Here is a 17,282-nt window from a genome sequence, read left to right on the forward strand (position 1 = left end):
GTATGAGGACGCTGTGCCGGCCCGCCGCCGAGACGCTGATGGTCGCCGGGCTGCTGGGCTGGGCCTATGTGGCCCTGGTCGCGGTGCTGCGGCCCGACGTGCTCAGCACGCCGGTCAGCACCGTGCTGCCGATACGGCGTGACACCTTCGGGGCCCTGAGCCTGGCGGTGTCGTTCGGCTGCGCGTATCCGCTGCGGGCCCGGACCGGCACGTTCTGGACCCGCCGCGCCGGCCGGCCGGACGCGGCCGAGGCCGCTCTGGCCGCGGTCGGCGGGTACGCGTTCCTGGTATGGGTCTACCTGTGCCTCAACAACCTGATCCACCCCTGGACCACCGGGTACCGGCTCACCCACTTCTTGGCGCACCCGTCGGAGGGCACAACGGCCGTGCTGTGCTTCGTGCTGCTGTCCGGCTGCCTGTTCGGCCTCCGGGTCCGGAAGACACGACATGGCTAGGGGGCGCCACTCGGACCCCGACGGCATCGACAGCACCGACGAGACCGGCGACACCGACGGCACCGGCACCGGCACCGACGACACCGGCGGCGGCCCGGGCACGAAGATGCTCCGGAACTCGCTGTTCCTCATGGCCTCCGCCGGCCTCACCGCTGGCATAGGCTTCATATTCTGGGCGCTCGTCGCCCACCTCTACAGCTCGACCCAGATCGGCCTGGCCACCACGCTGCTGTCGGCGATCTCGCTCATCTCGTTCCTGAGCACGTTCGGGTTCGGGGCCACGATGATCCGGTTCCCGGCCCGCGGCGCGGCGCGGCACCGTCAGGTGTCGATGATGCTGGCGCTCGTTGCGGCCGCCAGCTTCGTCCTCGGCACGGGCTATGTCCTGGCCGTGCGGATGATCTCCCCGGATCTCGCCTTCGTCCGCGACAAACCGGTCTACGCCCTGGTCCTGATCGTCATCTGCGTCTTCGCCACGGTCAACCTGGTGACCGACTCGGTCTTCATGGCCGCGCGCCGGGCCGAGTACAACACGCTGGTCGACGGCTTCATCCAGAGCGTGGCCAAGCTGGCGATACCGGTGTTCGTGGTCGGCATGGGCGCCATGGGCATCGTGGCGGCCTCCGGGACCGGATACGTCGTCGCCACGCTGGCCTCGCTGTACTTCATGTACCGGAAGCTGGACTTCCGGTTCTCCTTCCGGCTCGGCGGCACCCGGATCCGGGAGACGGCCGGCTACTCGGCGACCACGCAGTTCTCCTCGCTGCTGAACCTGATACCGCAGCTGGCCCTGCCGATCATCACGCTGCGCTGGCTGGGGCCGGACGACGTCACCTACTACTATCTGGGCTCGCAGGTCGCGGCCCTGCTCTCGACCGGCTCCTACGCCATCGGCGACGCGCTCTTCTCCGAGGGCGCCCACGACCCCGAGCAACTTCGCAGTCTGATGAAGCGGTCGGCGGCGATCATGACCGCGGTGATGGTCCCGGGCGTCGCGGCCGTGATCCTCGTGCGCGAGCCGCTGCTGAGCCTGTTCGGCAGCAAGTACCCGGGACACGCTCAGGGGCTGCTGACGATACTGGCGCTCGGCGCGCTCGCGGTCGCGTTCCACACCTGGGCCAGCAGCGCGCTGCGGATCACCGGGCGGATGACGGCGCTGCTCGGCAGCAACCTGGTGTACCTGCTCGCGACGCTGACGCTGGCGCTCGGCTTCGCCCACCGGGGCCTGAACTGGATCGGCTGGGCCTGGGCGCTGGGGAACCTGGCCTCGGGGCTGTTCGCCGTGGCGTTCGTGCCGGGGGCGAAGATGGCGGCGCTGGACGAGGCCGGCGAGGACCGCGGCCCCTCCGAGAGGCCGGAGCCCGAGCAGGACTTCGCGCGGGTCGCGGTGGGCGACTCGACGGCGATCACCGAGCCGATGTTCTTCCCGTGGAACCGTCCGGAGGCACGAGGGCGGAGCGACCGGTTCGAGGCGTACGGCTCCGATGGTGACGACTACGCCCCGCCGCAGCTCTACGGACGGGAGAGCTGGCAGCCGGTCGGGGCCGGGGGCTTGCGAGTACGGCCCCGGTGGATACCCCGCCAGGCGCGACCGGCGGTGCCGCGGCCGTCATCGGAGCCGGAGCCGGAGCCGGAGCCGACGATCGTCCGGCCGATCAATGTGCCCGAATCGTTCTTCCGACCCGAGCCCGAAGAAGATCGCGATCCGCGCCCGGAGCCGCCGGTCGACGACGCCTCCGGGGACGGCCCCTGGCGACCACCCCGGCAGTGAGGCAGGCGCGCCCGAGCGCCCCGCCCCACCGGCCGCTACCAACGCCGGTTCGCCAGCTGGACCCCCACCCAGGCCAGGTGCTTCATCCGCGCCACCGGCACGCTGTACCCCAGCCGCCGGGCCGCCGCCAGCTTCTCGCGCCGCAGCAGGCCGCTGCTCGGCATGATCTTCGCCCGGTGGCTGGTCTGCCCCTCGTGCACCCGGTAGCGCACCAACTCCTCCGGCAGCGCGGCCACCTCGGCCCGGCCGAGGATCCGGAGCCAGAGGTCGTAGTCCTCGCACTGGACCGCGGCGTCGCGGAAGCCTCCCGCCTCGCGCACCACCTCCGGCCGCACCATCACCGTGGACACCGTCACCGTGTTGAACAGCAACAGCTTGCGGGCCAGCGCCTCGGACTCGGCGGGGCAGCGGCGCGGGCCGAGGTCGGCACCGGTGCCGCTGTCGAAGCGGCGGGACCAGGTGGCGAGCATCCCCAAGGCCGGACGGCGGTCGAATTCGGCGACCTGGCCGGCCAACCGCCCGGGTTCGCAGAGGTCGTCCCCGTCGCAGAACGCCACCAGGTCGCCGCGGCACTCGGGCAGACCGGCATTGCGGGCCGCCGCGATGCCGGAGCGGGGGCGCGCGGTGAGGACGATCCGGACCTGGTCGGCGGGCAGCACAGCGGCCATCCGCCGGTTCTCTTCGCACTCGCCGTCCAGCACCAGGACCACCTCCCAGTCCTGGAAGGTCTGCTTCTGGATGGAGAGCAGCGTCTCCTCCAGGAAGTGCTGACGCGGGGCGCACGGTATGAGCACGGAGACCCGCGGCGCCCGGCCCGCGCTCATGGCGCCTTCTTCGCGTCGGCGATGATCTGTTGCAGGGTGTCGAACACCGGCCGGTAGGTCCCGTCACCCCGCCGCAGCCCGAAGAACAGGCGATCGGGGGGCGAGTCCTGATAGGAGAACCAGAAGAACGACGCCACGTTCGGATACGAGGACAGCACGTCCACCTCCCGCTTGGCCTGCTGCACCTGCTGCGCCTCCTGTGGTTTGACTTGGTCCGGCGGCCCGAAGATCAGGGCCGGGATGTTCGCCCCGGTCTCCGTGATCCAGATCGGCATGTTCGGGGCCCCGGCCTGGTTCAGCGCGGTGATGATGCTCTTCGGCGACTGGCTGATGGCCAGGAACGTGCTGCTGGTCGCCGGGTCGCCGTCCGGGTAGGGGTGGTAGCCGATCCCGTCGACCGCCTTCAATCCACCGGCCTTGGCCACCGCGGTGATGAAGTCGTACGGGGCGATGAACGGCGCGCCGGGGCTCGGGTGGTCCGCCGCGAGGCCGCCCATCAGGATGAAGGCGTGCGGGTCGGCGGCGCGGATCGCCGCGGAGACCGTCACCAGGAGCTTGGTGTAGTCCGCCGGGTCCGGGAGCGGGGCCCAGGCCGTGATGTTGGGCTCGTTCCACACCTCCCAGTAGTGGACGCCGCGAGCCGAGTAGCGCGCCACCGCCTGCTTCACGAAGTTCGCGAACACCGCGTTGTCGGCGGGCGGGCAGGCGGCGGTGTCCTTGCAGGCGGCCCGGCGCGCCCACGGCGGCGGGAAGTCGATGGTGGCCAGCACCTTCAGGCCGCGGGCGTTCGCCCCGGCGACGACGTTGTCGAACTTGGAGAAGTCCGGCGGGTAGTTCGCGAAGGACTGGTAGTCCTCCCAGCCGAAGTCGACGCGGATGTAGTCCATCCCGAGTCGCTTGGCGTCGTCGAGCGCGGTGTTGAGCTGGTCCGGCGTGTCGAACGTCAGGGTGTCGCTGTAGTCCAGACCCCACTTCAGGTCGGCCGGCGACGAGGTCGGCGAGGTCTTGGTGCCGCTCGCGGCCGGTCCGGTCCCGGCGGCGGTGTCGGGCGCGGAGCCCGGGTCGGAGCCTGGACCGGCACCCGGGGTCGTGGTCGCCCCGGAGGTGTCCGTGGCGACGGCCGCCGGCGGCGGGTGGCCGAACGCCTTGGGCTCACCGGGGTCGCCGCCGGAGACGGCGGTCGCGATGCCGGCGGCGAGGACCACCGCGGCCGCGGCGGCCCCGACGAACGTCCAGTGCCGTCGCTTGCTGTTCGCCATTATGATTTCCCGCCTGTAAGGGTTCATAGTCCCATGGTTCGGCCGTCTTCGGTGTGCTTGTGCCGATTCTCGATCCCGGGCGGTTAGAACCCTGACATCTTCGAGGATTGCGCGGCGCCGGTGAGAATTCTGCACATCGTCAATCTGGGCTTCGAGGCCGGCGGCGCGGAGAAGTTCGTCCGTATGCTCCGGGACGGCCAGGCCGCCCGCGGGCACCAGGTCCGGGTGGTGGCCCTGGACGCCGACCCGGGCGACCGGGCCGTGTTCGCCGACGACCTGGTCGAGCCGGTGGCCGGCGGCCCGGTCGGCAAGCTGGCCGGGTTCCTCTGGCATCACCGGGCCTACCGCGGGGTGCGACGCATCATGCGGGAATTCCGGCCGGACTGCGTCCATCTGCACACCGTCGGCGGGTTCGGCCCGGCCGTGTTCCCGGCCACCCGCGGCGCCGTGCGGATCCTCACCATCCACGGCCCCGAGGACTGGACCCGGAAACTGCTGCGCTGGCAGGTCGCCGACAACACCGGCCGGATCGCCCCCGGCGCGCTGCCCCGTTACCTGCATCTACGCTTCCTGATGCGCCCCGCCTACCGGCTGGCGGGGCTGCGCCGGATCGACGGCCTCGCGGCCCCGAGCCGGTTCGTCGCCGAGCTGATCCGCGCCGACGTCGGCCGGGTGCCGATCCGCGTGATCCCGCACGCGGTGGACCCGGTCTTCACCCCGGCCCCGGCCTCGGACGTGTGGCAGACGGTCTACGTGGGTCGACTCAGTCCCCTGAAGGGGGCGGACGTCCTGCTGGAAGCGTTCGGCATCCTGGCCCGGACGCAGCCGAAGGCACGGCTCGTGGTGGTCGGCGACGGCCCGGAGCGCGCGCGGCTACAGACGCGGGCCGCCCAACTGGTAGCGGCCGGCACGGTCGAGTTCCGCGGCTGGCTGACGCCGCCGGAGGTCGCCGAGTGCCTGCGCGGCTCAGCGCTGCTCGCTGTGCCGTCGACCACTCCGGAGATCTTCGGGCTGACCGCCTTGGAAGCGCTGGGGCTGGGCCGGCCGTTGGTCGCCAGCCGGATCGGGGCGCTGCCGGAACTGGTCGGGCCGGACAACGGTGTGCTCGTCGCTCCCGGCGACGCGACCGCGCTGGCCGAGGCGCTGGCCGGGCTGGTCGGCGACGCGGAGCGGCTGGCACGGCTGGGCGCGGGCTCGGCCCGGCGGGCCGAGGCGTTCGGCCTGGACCGCTGCCTCGACGACTACGAATCCTGGTACCGCGAGGCCGTCGCGGCGCGCGGTCGTGCGTAAACCGCTTGAACGCGCTGGAGCATGCCGTTACGGTCGGCCGCATGTTCTAAAAGCGGCATAGGTCGAGACACCTCATCAGGCAGGCGACAGCGGTCGATTCCCCGACGCTGCGCGCTCAGTCCTGCCCTTGTTTCCCATGCCGCCGACCACCGCTTCCGCAGCGGCACTTCTCCCTTCCCGATCGACATCGCGATGGGCGGTCGGCATGCCATCGCGAACTTTTTCGAGGAGAATGCTGATGTCAAAACGCTGTGACGTGTGCGGCAAGGAACCGAGCTTCGGCAACCAGGTCGCCCGGCTGGGACGCGGCGCCCAGCGGCGGCGGGTGCAAGGGCGCTCGGCGCGGATGTTCCGCCCGAACATCCAGCCCGTGAAGGCGACCGTCGACGGCCGGCCGGTGCGGCTCAAGGTCTGCACAGCCTGCCTGAAGGCCGGAAAGGTCCAGCGCCGCACCTCCTAGTACTCCGCCGGCACGCGGACGGGGCCCGCGCCGACGGGCCCCGTCCGATGCCCTTCAGTCCTCGGCCGGCGGGCTCACGTTCTCGCGGATCTTATCGGCGCAAGCGGTGTTCCGCGGCCTGCCACAGCGTCCGAGCGCCGGTCAGGAGGAACGGGACGGGGTCGTCAAAGGAGAACCAGGCGGCCTCGTCCGCGGCGCGCACAGAGGCCAGCCAGGAGCGCACAGACAGGTGCCCCTCCCGCCGATAGGCGAGGGCGGCGATCGGGTCGAAGTTCTCCACGACCAGGGTCCGGTCGGGCACCGCCTCCCCCGCGGTGACGTCGCGTCCGGTGAGATCCAGGTGCAGGGCCCGGACGACGTCGATGCCGGCCGAGTCCTGGAACAGCCGGAACTGGGCGCCCAGCCGGGGGTTGAAGTCCAGGAGGCGATAGCTGTCGTCCCGCGGGTCCCGCCGGTAGTCGAGGTCGACAGCCCCCTGATAGCCCAGCCCGGACAACAGGGCGACCGCCTCCGCGCGCAGCCGCTCGTTCGGTGCCCACCGGCCGTAGCTGGTCAGGCCCGCGTGCACCGGGAAGGACCGCTCCTTGATTCCGGTGTGGCCGAACAGGCAGCGCGCGCTCGCGTCGAAGTAGCCGTGGAAGAACCAGTCCTGGCGCGTGCCGTCCGGCCCGGGCGGGAGGTATTCCTGGAGCAGCAGGCCGGTGTCCGGGCCGTCGCCGGTCGCCCGGCGGGCGCGGGCGACCAGCCCGAGCATCGCGTGCCGGCTGTGGACGACCGTCGTGCTCTGCAATCCGACCGCCTTGTCGGCCGACCAGGGCAGATTCACCTTGGCGACGACCGGATATCCGTAGGCGTCGGCGAAGGCCGTGGCCTCGGCGGCATCCACCGGAACCATCGTCGCCGGATGCGGCACCCCGGCGGCGCGGCAGATCTCGGCGAGCGTCGCCTTCCCGGCCACCCGGCGCGGCAAGTCGGCCGGGGGGTTGGGGAACAGGTACCGGGGACGCAGCTTGTCGCCGTGCTCGGCCAGCAGGATCGCGCCCGCGTCGTCCGTGGCGACCAGGAGGGCCGGGCCGGGCAGCCGGCCGGCGAGCCGGTCCAGCAGTTCGAGCACGTCGGCGGGATCGGCGCAGGCCGGCATCGGCAACGCCGACCCGCGGGCGTATCGGGATGCCCCGGCCGGGGCGAACCGGTCCTCGCGCATGGCGTGGACCCGGATCCCCAGCCGCCCCAGGCTGCGGATCACTCCCAGCCCACCGTGGTGGAAGATGTTCCGGTCGAGTTTCAGGAGCACGGCGTCGGTCGCGGTATCCGCGTCCACCGACGCGTTCGGTGACATGGCAATCATCTTATGTCGAAGCTCAAGGTAGTCATCTATTGAAGCTCAAGGTAGTCATCGTCCTACCAAAACGCGCGGAGTCGTGATCTGTCCGCCGGCGCGGATTTCCCGCGTCAACGCGGCAACCTCGCCGCCACGGTGCGGGAGGCGAACGCGGACCCGAACACGAAGCGCATGGACGGCCCGAACGTCGCCGCCGCCGCCAGCCCCACGATGCTCAGCCCGGGCACCGAGGTCTGGAAGCCCGCGCCGAGGTCCGGCGGGCCGTACGAGCCCCGCATGCCTCGGACCCGGCCGCGCAGCCCCTCGCCGAGTACCGTCAGCTTCCTGACGTCCACCTCGTACCCGGTCGCGGCGACCACGTGGTCGGCCTCGAGTTTCCGCCCGTCGGACAGCTCCAGCAGGACCCTGTCACCCTCAGACCGGGCCGAGGTGATCCGGGTTCCGGTGCGGAGGTGCTCGGCGTCGAACGACTTCTCAAAGCGCTCGCGGAGCCACCACGAGCCGGCCGGGCCGAGCGTGTTGGCGACGATCTTCACGCGGCGCTCCCCCGACAACCGCCGGAACAGGGTCGGCATGTCGGCCAGCACCTTGTTGTACCACCCGGGCCCGAGGCCGGTGTCCGGGTAGCGGAGGCGCTGCCACCAACCGGTGGCGAGGTCGCCGGGGAGGTCGTTCCACTTCAGCGTGCCGGCCCGCGCCACCAGCGTGACCTCCGCGCCCGCCTGGTCCAGCAGCGCCGCGGTCTCCACCGCCGACTGTCCGGCGCCGACCACGGCGACCCGCTTGCCGCCGAAGCCCGACAACTCGTTCACCGCGCTGCTGTGCAGCACCCGCGGCGCCTCCAGTCCGGCGAGCGCCTCGGGGATCCGCGGGAACGGCAGGAAACCGACGGCGAGCACCACCGCGCGGGCCCGCACCGAGGACCCGTCGGCCAGCTCCAGGCCGAACACCGGACCTTCCCGGTCGACCCGCAGCACATCGGTCTCGTGCAGGTCCGGCGCGGTCTGCTGCCGGAACCAGCGGCCGTAGTCGGCGAACGTCTGGACGGGCGTGGGCAGGCCGTGCGCGTACGGCAGCCCATTGAGATGGCAGTACGCCTTCAGCGTGTACCGGCCGCGCGGGTCCGACAGGTGCGAGGCCCAAGGCTCGGACTTGAGCTTCATGCCCACCGGCATGTGCTCGGCCCAGGCCCGCATCGGCGTGCCGAAAACCCGGGTGCCGGAGCCGCGCGCTTTGGCGTGCGCCGCCACCGAGAGGCCGTAAGGCCCGGCACCCACCACGGCGGTATCGAGGATCTCTGGACCTGTCATCGTTTCTCCTCGTCGCGGGCTCATCGAAAGACTCCGCTCCGAAGACGACCACGCCGGTCAGCGTGACGATCATCGTCGCGTGTGTCACCGAGGGCAGCTGGATCCGGTTCCGGCCGGTCATCAACGTCGGCCATGACCTGATCGTAGAGCGGGGCGGTGCTGCCCTTCTACGATCCGGGACCTTACAGTCAGCCTATGGACGCGCTCAGGATCTGCTTGTACGTGTACGCAGGAGTTTGCTTCGCGACCTGGCTGATGTCGGTCCTCACCCGCGAATACTCGTGGGTCGACCGGATCTGGTCGCTCGTCCCCCTGGCCTATACCGGCATCTTCGCCGGAGCGGCAGGCTTCCACGACGCGCGCCTCAACGTCATGTTCGCCCTGGTCACGCTGTGGGGAGCGCGGCTCACCTTCAATTTCGCGCGCAAGGGCGGCTATGCGCGCGGCGGCGAGGACTACCGCTGGGCGGTGCTACGGGCCCGGATGGCGCCTTGGCAGTTCCAGCTCTTCAATCTCTTCTTCATCACGCTCTATCAGAACGCGATCCTCCTGTTGATCACCCTGCCTGCCGACACCGCGCTGGCGCACCGAAGGCCGTTCAGCATCGCGGACGGCATCCTGACCGTGCTGTTCGCCGGGTTCCTCCTCGGCGAGACGGTGGCGGACCAGCAGCAGTGGCGATTCCAGCAGGCGAAGCGGGCCGACCTGGTCGCCGGCCGCGAGCCGTCGGCGCGCTTCGTCACGACGGGCCTGTTCCGGTTCTCCAGGCATCCCAACTTCTTCTTCGAGCAGGCGCAGTGGTGGATGATCGCGGGGTTCGGCGTGGCGGCGGCCCGAACGGTGCCGTGGACGGTGCTCGGCGCGGTGCTTCTGACCGCGCTGTTCATCGGCTCGACCCGTTTCACCGAGAGCATCAGTGTTTCGCGGTACCCGGAGTATGCGGACTATCAGCGGCGGACCTCGGCGGTCATTCCGTGGCGGCCTCGGCGAACCGGGTCGCCGACGCCGACGCCGTGATTCACCGCAGCCCGACGGCGGGCGCCACCAGCCCGTATGAGCGGGCGAGCTCCACGGCTTCGAATCGGCTGTGCGCGCCGAGCTTTTCGTAGACGTGCCGCATGTGCGTCCGGACGGTGTTGACCGACAACGACAGCTCCGCGGCGATCTCCGGCCCGGACAGGTTGGTCGGCAGGTATCGCAGCACTCGCATTTCGCTTCCGCTCAGCGGCTCGCGCAGATGCGCCGACGTCGGCACAGACACCGACACCGACTCCGACGCCCCCGGCGCCGTAGCTGCCTGAGTCGCGTCTTCGTCTGCCTGAAGCCGACTCAGGACTTCACCGAGCAGCCGGGGGTGCGCGGTGCGCGCCTCGGCATGCCGCTTGAGCAAGGCGGGTGCGGGGTGGAGGAGGAATGGGAGTAGCAGGTTGTCCGGTGCGGCGGCGTCGAAGGCTCGCTCCAGCGCGTCGGAGGCGTCTTGCGTACGGCCGAGTGCGTCGCAGGCCAGAGCGTCGAGGAGGAAGGCCGCCACCCTCCACAGCGGACGAGTCCCAGCCCGCGGGTCGTCGGCATCTGACGGGAGCAAGTCGCGCGCCGCTCGCGGGTTGGCCTGAGCGAGTCGCAGCGCCGCCTGGGCCGTCCGCGCCGGTGTGCCGTCGCGCTCGTCGGCGTCCATGTCCGCCAGGAGCTGCTCGACGCGTGCGGTCTCGTCCAGCCGGACCAGGGCGTGCAGCATGTGCGCACGCGCCATCGGCCGCAGCACGTGCGGCGTGCCCAGAGCGCGTGACAGGTGCTCGACTTCGTCGAGGGTGGCGAGCGCCGCGACGTGTTCGCCGCGTGCCAGCTGGATGCGGGCGTGAACGTAGTGGAGTTTGAACGCGGCGACGGGGTTTTCCTGGGGGCGCAGCGTGCGTCGGGCCTGATTGATCCAGAACTCGGCTTCCGTCGTGTGTCCTTGGGCGACGAGGGCGGCGGCGTGCACCGTGTGCGCGACGGCTGTGACCGGTTTGTCGTTCCATCCGTGTCGCTTCGCCAGTTCGATCGCCCGCAGGCTGAGGTCGGCGCCGGCGGTATAGGAGCTGGCGACCACGAGTTGTGCTTCGTGGACCAGCCCGGCGAGTTCGAGATACGGCCGGCCGATTCGCCGTGCGAGGTCGATGCCCTGTTCCAGGTGCCGGTTGGCGCCGCCGATCCGCAGTGCGGATATCTCGGCGCTGCCCAGGCTGATCAGGGCCAGGGCCTGGAGTCCGTCGCCGACGCCCAACCGCTGCGCGTCCGCGGTCTCGACCACGGTGAGCAGCCGCTGTGCCTGCTCTGCCACGGTCGGGAGGTTTCCCCGTCTGCGGGCGATGCGCAGGCGAAGGACCGTGCACATGGCCTCGAAGTGGGTACGCCGGTCAGCGGGCACTGTCGTGGACTGGTCGACCGCGAGGGCCAGTCGGCGCTCGGCCTTCAGCAGCGACCCGTGGTCGAGGTCTCTGACCGCCATCAGGACGGAGAGTTCGGCGTCTGCGGTGGCGGCGCTCGCGGGGAAGCCGGCGAGGAGTTCTTGAGCGGTGCCGATCCGGCCGTCGAGGTACAGGTCGACCCAGTGGTCGGACAGCAGGCGCACGGCCTGCTCCCAGCACTGTGCCGCCTGGGCGTGCCGGACGGCCTCGATCACGTATCCGTTCGCGGCGTACCAGTCGGCGGCGGTGCTGTGCAGGGCGGGCAGTCGGGCGGAGTCGGTGCGCCGCAGTTCGTGCTGAAGCAGATCGGCGAACAGGCGGTGGTACCGGAACCACGACCGTTGTGGATCCGCGGCGATCACGAACGCGCCGGCGTTCTCCAGGTCCAGCAGGATCTGCTCGTTTTCCGAGCTCGCGGTCAGCAGGTCTGCGAGCTCGCCGTTGACTCTTTCCAGCACCGAGGTCCGCAGCAGCAGTTGCCGGATGGGCTCCGGCTGCCGGTCCAGCACTTCGGCCAGCAGGTAGTCGGCCACTGTGCGCTCGCTGCCGGAGAACTCGGCCGCGAACCGCTCCGGGTCCGGGTGGCCGGCCAGGGACAGCGCGGCCAGGCGCAGCCCGGCGGCCCAGCCTTCGGTCCGCCGGTGCAGCTGGTCGGCGGCGTTCTCGGACAGGGTCACCCCTGCCGCGTCGAGCAGTGCACCGCTCTCTTCGCGGGTGAACCGCAGCTGGGACGCGCGGATCTCGGTCAGCTCGCCGTCGAGCCGCAGCCGGTGCAGGCCCAGTCGCATGTCATGCCGGGTCGCCAGCACGAACCGCAGCTCGGCGGGCGCCCGCATCATCAGCAGTTGAAGTTGGTGCAGCGTCTGGGTGCCGGCCAGCTCGTGCAGATCGTCGATGATCAGCCAGAGGCGCTCTGGCAGCGGGCCGAGATCGGAGAGCAATTGCTCGACGACGGCCCAGCCGTCCAGATCGGGCGCCGTGGTCAGCGGCCGTACCAGGGCTGAGCCGGCCGCGGTGCCCCGGAGCGCGGCGACCACCGTCGGCCAGAACCGTCGCGGGTCACGGGCCTCGCCCGACACCTGCGCCGCACGCTCGGCCAGATCGGACGTCTCGACCCAGGACCGGAGCAGGGTGGTCTTGCCGCTCCCGGCGGGCGCCGACATCTCGGTGATGCGGTTCGCGCGGTCCAGCTGATCGAACAGCGCGGCACGGGAGACGATCCGGTCGCGCATGGGTCAAATGTAGCGCCGGGTGGATCACCCGCACCACCGAACGGATCACCAAGACTTGGTGACGTCGGCTCACCAGATCCCGCTGCACGCTTGGAACGTCCAGCCCACCGCAGACAGGAATGGATCACCATGGTCGACGTCGACGTATCGCCCTTCGAAGTCGAAGTGCTCGGGCGCACGGGAGACCTGCTGCGCGCCGACGTGTACCTCCCCGCGAACGGGGATGGCGTGTACCCGATCGTGCTGGGTGCCTCCCCCTATCAGAAGGCTCTGCGCTATCTGCCGCCCAACGGCGTGTTCCCGTTCACCGAGTACGGCCCGATCCAGCTGTATCTCGACAACGGCTACGCCTACGTCGCCATGGACCTGCCGGGCACGGGCCGCTCCGAGGGGACCTGGGACCCGGTCTCGCGCGGCGAGGGCGAGGCGATCCACGACATGATCGAGCACGTGGCCGTCCAGCCGTGGTCCACCGGCGCGGTCGGCATGATCGGCATGTCGCACTACTGCTGGAGCCAGTGGAACGCCGCGCGGACCCGGCCGCCGCACCTGAAGACGATCGTCGCCTACGACGGCGCGACCGACATGTACCGCGACTGGATGTACCACGGCGGCATCCCGATCCAGGGCTTCCTGAGCAGCTGGCTGTTCGGATCGGTGCTCTACCAGCACGAGCTGAGGGGCATCGACTTCCACGTCGGCGACAAGCACGAGTTCGTCTACGACGTGCTCTCGCACCCGCTCGACGACGAGTGGCAGCGCCGCAGATCGCCGTTCTGGGAGCTGCCGGAGGTCGAGATCCCGGTGTTCTCCATCGGGGTGTGGGGCAAGGCCGCGCTGCACCTGCGCGGCAACTTCTACGGCTACGAGCGGGTGAGCGGGCCGAAGAAGCTCCTGGTCGCGCACCCGTCCGGATTCGCCGCGGCGCAGGAGTACTACTTCGACGAGCGGTTCCACCGCGACGAGCTGCTGCCCTGGTACGACCATCACCTCAAGGGCGCCGAGAACGGGGTGATGGAGCAGCCCGCGGTGCGGTTCTACGTCAACGGCGAGGGTGCGTACCGCTCGGCCGAAGCCTGGCCGCCGCCGGACGCGCGGCCGACCGCGTTCTACCTGACCAGTCGGCCCAGCGGCGCCGTCACCTCGCTCAACGACGGCTCGCTGACCGAGACGGCGCCGGGGACGGATCAGGATTCGACTTCGTGGTCCTACCCGGATCCGCGGTGGGCGGCGGGTGTCACCGTGTTCGACGACCGTGGCATGCCCGATCACGTCGCCCGCGTCAACACCTTCACCACCGCGCCGATGGAGGGCGACCGCGAGTTCACCGGCCACGGCGTGCTGACGCTGTTCGCCTCCACCGACCAGAGCGACCTCGACGTCTTCGTGAAGGTCTCGCTCCTGCCCGCCGATGGCGGTACTGATGGCGATGGCGATTCCGGTGCGAGCGCGGGACAGGCGATCAAGGTCAGCCAGGGCTGGCTGCGTGCCTCGCACCGCGCCGAAGACCCGGAACTGACCCGCGACATGCGCCCCTTCCACCGGCACACGCAGGTCGAGCCCCTCACTCCCGGCGAGGTCTACGAACTGCGCGTCGAGTTGCTGCCGATGTCCTTCCTCGCCGGCGCCGGTGATCGGATCCGGCTGGAGATCACGAATCAGGACTCACTGATCACCGACGCGCCGATGACCCACTTCTACGGGACCAAGGTCGGAACCGATACCTACCATCACGACCGTGCATATCTCTCGACGCTGCGGCTGCACGAGCGTCCCCGAACCTGAGTCTGAATCCCGAACCTGACCCTGAACGATCCGAGCGGAGCGATCCATGATCATGGCCTATCTCGCACAACCGGAACAGCAGCAGAACCTCGAATGGCTCGACGGCGGCACCCTGGCGATGCTGCTCGACGGCAAGGCCACTGACGGGCAACTGATGATCGGGCGCTTCGACGTCGCCGAAGGTGAGGCACCGCCCTACCACAAGCACACCCGCGAGGACGAGGTCTTCCTGCTGATCAAGGGCACCGCCCTGGTCTGGTGCGACGACCGGGAATACGAGCTCGCCGAAGGCGGCGTCGTCTACCTGCCCAAGAACATCCCGCACGGCTACCGCATCACCTCCAAGCGCGCCGACCTGCTGATGATCAACACGCCGGCCGGGATCGAGGGGATGTTCCGGGAGACCGGCCGGGACAAGTCCACGCCGCGCCCGCCCGGCTTCGAGGTCAAGCCCGATCCGGGTCTGGCCGCCAAGTACGGCAACGTCATCGTCGGGCCGCCGCGCTGAGCCGCCCGTCCACGATCAGCCGCCGCGCGCGGTCAACCGTGCACGATCAGCCGCAGTGCACGGTCAGCCGTCCATCCACGGTCAGCGCTTGTCCGACGCCCGGCTCGCCTCACCGCGCCTGCGACGCAGCGCCGCGGAGCGGGGCGGAAGCGTCCGCATGTGCGCCCGGATCCTCCCGAGGACGTCGCCGAGCTCTGCGACGTCCCGGTCGCTCAGCGGCGTGAACAGGACGCGCTGTACAACCTCGATGTGACCGGGCATCACCCGGTCCAGCAGGTCGCGGCCCTGCGCGGTGAGCGTGACGACGACGCCGCGCTCGTCTTCGGCCGAAGCCTCCTTGGCCACCAGACCGGCTTCGGCCAACAGAGAGACCTGATACGTCAGCCCACTGCGGCTGTGTACGAGCCGGTCCGCCACGTCGGTCATCCGCCCCCGCCCCCCGGCGGCCTCGCTGAGCACGGCGAGGATCTGGAACTGGATGAAGCTCAGGCCGCCCTCGTCGCGGAGCTGCTGGTCGACGGCGTGCTGGAGCAGGTTGCCGACCTCCATCAGAGCGAAGTAGGCGGCCAGTTGCTCGGGGTCCAGAGGTGTGGCGTCGGGCATGCGGCCCATTCTACTTGCTTCGAAATCGAAATACGTCTAGCATCGAATCGGCTTCGAATTCGAAGCACTGAGGAGTGGAGGCTCCGATGAAGGCAATCCGATTCCACGCATACGGCGGGCCCGGCGTGTTGCGCTACGAGGAGACCGAGCGGCCCGAGCCCGCGGCGGGCGAGGTCCTCATCAAGGTCTCGGCGACCTCGTTCAACCCGGCCGACGCCGGGATCCGCGCGGGCTACCTGCAGCAGGTCTTCCCGATCTCGCTCCCGCACATCCCGGGCCTGGACGTGGCCGGCCGGGTCGCCGCCCTCGGCGAGGGGGTGACGCGCTGGAAGGTCGGGGACGCGGTGTTCGGGTTCCTGTCGATGGTCCGGGACGGCGCGGCGGCCGAGTACGTGGCCACGCCGGCCGACGTCCTGGCCCCGGCGCCGACGAGCATCCCGCTCCAGGAGGCGGCCGCGCTGCCCGCGGCGGCCCTGACCGCGTGGCAGGCATTGTCCGAGCACGCGGAGCTCCAGCCCGGGGCCCGGATCCTGATCAACGGCGCGGGCGGCGGCGTCGGCGGATACGCCGTACAGCTCGCCAAGCGGGCCGGGGCCCACGTCATCGCGACCGCGAGCCCGCGCAGCGCCGAAGCGGTCCGCGCGCACGGAGCGGACGAGATCATCGACTACACCGCGACCGCCCCGGCCGAGGCGATCAGCGAGCCCGTCGATGTCGTGCTCAGCCTCGTCGCCGGCCCCGGATCAGACACCGAAGCCCTGACCGCGCTGATCCGGGACGCAGGGGTGATCGTCACCACGGCCACGCCCGCCACCGGCGACCCGGACCGCGCCGTGCGGGCCGTCGCCATGCAATTGCGGACCGACGCCGAGCAGCTCACCGAGCTCGCCAAGCTGGTCGACGCCGGAGAGCTGGCCGTCGAGATCAGCGCCACCCGCCCCCTGTCCGAAACCGCGGCGGTCCACGAACTCAGCGCCGGCGGCGGTATCCACGGCAAGGTCCTGCTCGTCCCGTCCAGCGCGGCGCGGTGAACGCCAAACCCCTCGTAGCCCCGAACCCCTACTAAGCCCTCGGAAAGGCCTCACCATGACGCAACAGCAACGCCAAGACCTCGACGAGATCCTGCGGCACGGCCCGCTCGACATCGGTGGCGACGTCGCCGAACAGCGCGCGATCTTCCACGAGATGATCGCTTCGGCGCCCCTGCCCGACGATGTCTCAACCAAGCAGGACGAACTCGGCGGCGTTCCCGTCGTGATCGTGGAGACCTCCCAGCTCGATCCGTCGGCCGTGATCTTCTATCTGCACGGCGGCGCGTACGCCCTCGGATCCGCACCCGACTCCGTCGGCCTGGCCTCAGACCTCGCCCGCCGCGTGGCGGCCCGGGCGATATCCGTCGACTACCGCCTCGCCCCCGAGCACCCGTTCCCCGCGGCCGTCGATGACGCGGTCGCCGCCTACCGCGCCCTGCTCGACCAGGGTGTGCCCAGCTCGGACATCGCCTTCGTGGGCGAATCGGCCGGAGGCGGCCTGGTCGCGGCCACCCTCGTCGCGCTCAAGGACGCCGGTGTCCCGCTGCCCGCCTCGGCCGCCGTCTTCTCCCCGTGGACCGATCTGACCGTGTCCGGAGCCAGCGCGACCGGCAAGGCCGCCCTCGACCCGGCCCTCACCCCCGAAGCACTGCGCACCAGGGCCCGCGACTACCTCGGCGTCCGCGACCCCGCCACCGCGCTGGCCAGCCCGATCTTCGCCGACCTCACCGGCCTGCCCCCGCTGCTCATCCAAGTCGGCTCGCACGAGATCCTGCTCGATGACGCCGTCCGGCTCGCCGCCCGCGCCGGAGAGCACGACGTCCCCGTGGAACTCCAGGTCTGGCCGGAGGTCCCGCACGTCTTCCAGGGCTTCGCCGCGATCCTCGACGACGCGGACCACGCCCTGAACGCCGCCGCCGCGTTCATCAAGCGCAACTGGGCCGACTGACCCCTGCCGCGATCAG

Annotated in this window: 15 protein-coding genes; 9 read left to right on the forward strand and 6 right to left on the reverse strand. The window is 70.6% G+C overall.

The window, feature by feature from the left end:
- Positions 1-2: 2 nt before the first annotated feature.
- Both KGQ19_RS19035 and KGQ19_RS19040 read left to right on the forward strand, forming a co-directional pair.
- Positions 3-455, forward strand: coding sequence for a hypothetical protein (locus KGQ19_RS19035; protein WP_212010540.1), 453 nt, complete (start codon positions 3-5; stop codon positions 453-455).
- Positions 448-2,226, forward strand: a complete 1,779-nt coding sequence (locus KGQ19_RS19040; RefSeq protein ID WP_212010541.1) for a lipopolysaccharide biosynthesis protein — start codon at positions 448-450, stop codon at positions 2,224-2,226. Before KGQ19_RS19035 ends, KGQ19_RS19040 begins: the two co-directional genes overlap by 8 nt.
- A gap of 35 nt (positions 2,227-2,261) precedes the next feature.
- Here the strand turns inward: KGQ19_RS19040 and KGQ19_RS19045 are convergent, their stop codons facing one another.
- Both KGQ19_RS19045 and KGQ19_RS19050 read right to left on the reverse strand, forming a co-directional pair.
- On the reverse strand, positions 2,262-3,050 hold the full coding sequence (locus KGQ19_RS19045; protein ID WP_212010542.1) for a glycosyltransferase family 2 protein: 789 nt from the start codon (positions 3,048-3,050) through the stop codon (positions 2,262-2,264).
- On the reverse strand, positions 3,047-4,309 hold the full coding sequence (locus KGQ19_RS19050; RefSeq protein WP_212010543.1) for a cellulase family glycosylhydrolase: 1,263 nt from the start codon (positions 4,307-4,309) through the stop codon (positions 3,047-3,049). The genes KGQ19_RS19045 and KGQ19_RS19050 overlap by 4 nt, the downstream gene beginning before the upstream one ends.
- Before the next feature lie 120 nt (positions 4,310-4,429).
- On the opposite strand from KGQ19_RS19050, the gene KGQ19_RS19055 reads away from it, so the two are divergent.
- A complete protein-coding gene (locus KGQ19_RS19055) occupies positions 4,430-5,599 on the forward strand; it encodes a glycosyltransferase family 4 protein (RefSeq protein WP_212010544.1) in 1,170 nt (389 codons plus the stop codon).
- A gap of 238 nt (positions 5,600-5,837) precedes the next feature.
- Entirely contained in the window at positions 5,838-6,059 is a 222-nt protein-coding gene (gene rpmB / locus KGQ19_RS19060; protein ID WP_212010545.1) for a 50S ribosomal protein L28, read from the forward strand.
- 91 nt (positions 6,060-6,150) lie between these two features.
- Here rpmB and KGQ19_RS19065 read toward each other — a convergent pair whose 3' ends face one another.
- Positions 6,151-7,398, reverse strand: coding sequence for a carboxylate--amine ligase (locus KGQ19_RS19065; RefSeq protein WP_212010546.1), 1,248 nt, complete (start codon positions 7,396-7,398; stop codon positions 6,151-6,153).
- A 113-nt stretch (positions 7,399-7,511) separates the two neighbouring features.
- Positions 7,512-8,711, reverse strand: coding sequence for an FAD-dependent oxidoreductase (locus KGQ19_RS19070; RefSeq protein WP_212010547.1), 1,200 nt, complete (start codon positions 8,709-8,711; stop codon positions 7,512-7,514).
- A 195-nt stretch (positions 8,712-8,906) separates the two neighbouring features.
- On the opposite strand from KGQ19_RS19070, the gene KGQ19_RS19075 reads away from it, so the two are divergent.
- Entirely contained in the window at positions 8,907-9,728 is an 822-nt protein-coding gene (locus tag KGQ19_RS19075) for a DUF1295 domain-containing protein (protein ID WP_212010548.1), read from the forward strand.
- Between the two features lies 1 nt (position 9,729).
- Here KGQ19_RS19075 and KGQ19_RS19080 read toward each other — a convergent pair whose 3' ends face one another.
- Complete coding sequence (locus KGQ19_RS19080; RefSeq protein WP_212010549.1) at positions 9,730-12,390, reverse strand: winged helix-turn-helix domain-containing protein; 2,661 nt, start codon at positions 12,388-12,390, stop codon at positions 9,730-9,732.
- Between the two features lie 129 nt (positions 12,391-12,519).
- Between KGQ19_RS19080 and KGQ19_RS19085 the strand changes: the two genes are divergently transcribed.
- Both KGQ19_RS19085 and KGQ19_RS19090 read left to right on the forward strand, forming a co-directional pair.
- Complete coding sequence (locus tag KGQ19_RS19085; protein WP_212010550.1) at positions 12,520-14,175, forward strand: CocE/NonD family hydrolase; 1,656 nt, start codon at positions 12,520-12,522, stop codon at positions 14,173-14,175.
- Between the two features lie 46 nt (positions 14,176-14,221).
- Positions 14,222-14,683, forward strand: a complete 462-nt coding sequence (locus KGQ19_RS19090; protein ID WP_212010551.1) for a cupin domain-containing protein — start codon at positions 14,222-14,224, stop codon at positions 14,681-14,683.
- Positions 14,684-14,764: 81 nt separating this feature from the next.
- Here KGQ19_RS19090 and KGQ19_RS19095 read toward each other — a convergent pair whose 3' ends face one another.
- Positions 14,765-15,286 carry a MarR family winged helix-turn-helix transcriptional regulator gene (locus tag KGQ19_RS19095; RefSeq protein ID WP_212010552.1) on the reverse strand — a complete coding sequence of 174 codons (522 nt, stop codon included), beginning with the start codon at positions 15,284-15,286 and terminating at the stop codon, positions 14,765-14,767.
- A gap of 86 nt (positions 15,287-15,372) precedes the next feature.
- On the opposite strand from KGQ19_RS19095, the gene KGQ19_RS19100 reads away from it, so the two are divergent.
- Both KGQ19_RS19100 and KGQ19_RS19105 read left to right on the forward strand, forming a co-directional pair.
- On the forward strand, positions 15,373-16,317 hold the full coding sequence (locus tag KGQ19_RS19100; protein WP_212010553.1) for an NADP-dependent oxidoreductase: 945 nt from the start codon (positions 15,373-15,375) through the stop codon (positions 16,315-16,317).
- Positions 16,318-16,372: 55 nt separating this feature from the next.
- Complete coding sequence (locus tag KGQ19_RS19105; RefSeq protein WP_212010554.1) at positions 16,373-17,266, forward strand: alpha/beta hydrolase; 894 nt, start codon at positions 16,373-16,375, stop codon at positions 17,264-17,266.
- The last annotated feature ends 16 nt before the right edge of the window (positions 17,267-17,282 follow it).

Origin of the sequence: Catenulispora pinistramenti (assembly GCF_018274385.1) — a bacterium.
GTDB classification, from domain to species: domain Bacteria; phylum Actinomycetota; class Actinomycetes; order Streptomycetales; family Catenulisporaceae; genus Catenulispora; species Catenulispora pinistramenti.

Excerpts from the sequence above, each read along its gene's own strand:
- KGQ19_RS19035 (WP_212010540.1), top strand. The coding sequence starts at position 3 with ATGAGGACGCTGTGCCGGCCCGCCGCCGAGACGCTGATGGTCGCCGGG.
- KGQ19_RS19040 (WP_212010541.1), top strand. The coding sequence starts at position 448 with ATGGCTAGGGGGCGCCACTCGGACCCCGACGGCATCGACAGCACCGAC.
- KGQ19_RS19045 (WP_212010542.1), bottom strand. The coding sequence starts at position 3,050 with ATGAGCGCGGGCCGGGCGCCGCGGGTCTCCGTGCTCATACCGTGCGCC.
- KGQ19_RS19050 (WP_212010543.1), bottom strand. The coding sequence starts at position 4,309 with ATGGCGAACAGCAAGCGACGGCACTGGACGTTCGTCGGGGCCGCCGCG.
- rpmB (WP_212010545.1), top strand. The coding sequence starts at position 5,838 with ATGTCAAAACGCTGTGACGTGTGCGGCAAGGAACCGAGCTTCGGCAAC.
- KGQ19_RS19065 (WP_212010546.1), bottom strand. The coding sequence starts at position 7,398 with ATGTCACCGAACGCGTCGGTGGACGCGGATACCGCGACCGACGCCGTG.
- KGQ19_RS19070 (WP_212010547.1), bottom strand. The coding sequence starts at position 8,711 with ATGACAGGTCCAGAGATCCTCGATACCGCCGTGGTGGGTGCCGGGCCT.
- KGQ19_RS19075 (WP_212010548.1), top strand. The coding sequence starts at position 8,907 with ATGGACGCGCTCAGGATCTGCTTGTACGTGTACGCAGGAGTTTGCTTC.
- KGQ19_RS19080 (WP_212010549.1), bottom strand. The coding sequence starts at position 12,390 with ATGCGCGACCGGATCGTCTCCCGTGCCGCGCTGTTCGATCAGCTGGAC.
- KGQ19_RS19085 (WP_212010550.1), top strand. The coding sequence starts at position 12,520 with ATGGTCGACGTCGACGTATCGCCCTTCGAAGTCGAAGTGCTCGGGCGC.
- KGQ19_RS19090 (WP_212010551.1), top strand. The coding sequence starts at position 14,222 with ATGATCATGGCCTATCTCGCACAACCGGAACAGCAGCAGAACCTCGAA.
- KGQ19_RS19095 (WP_212010552.1), bottom strand. The coding sequence starts at position 15,286 with ATGCCCGACGCCACACCTCTGGACCCCGAGCAACTGGCCGCCTACTTC.
- KGQ19_RS19100 (WP_212010553.1), top strand. The coding sequence starts at position 15,373 with ATGAAGGCAATCCGATTCCACGCATACGGCGGGCCCGGCGTGTTGCGC.
- KGQ19_RS19105 (WP_212010554.1), top strand. The coding sequence starts at position 16,373 with ATGACGCAACAGCAACGCCAAGACCTCGACGAGATCCTGCGGCACGGC.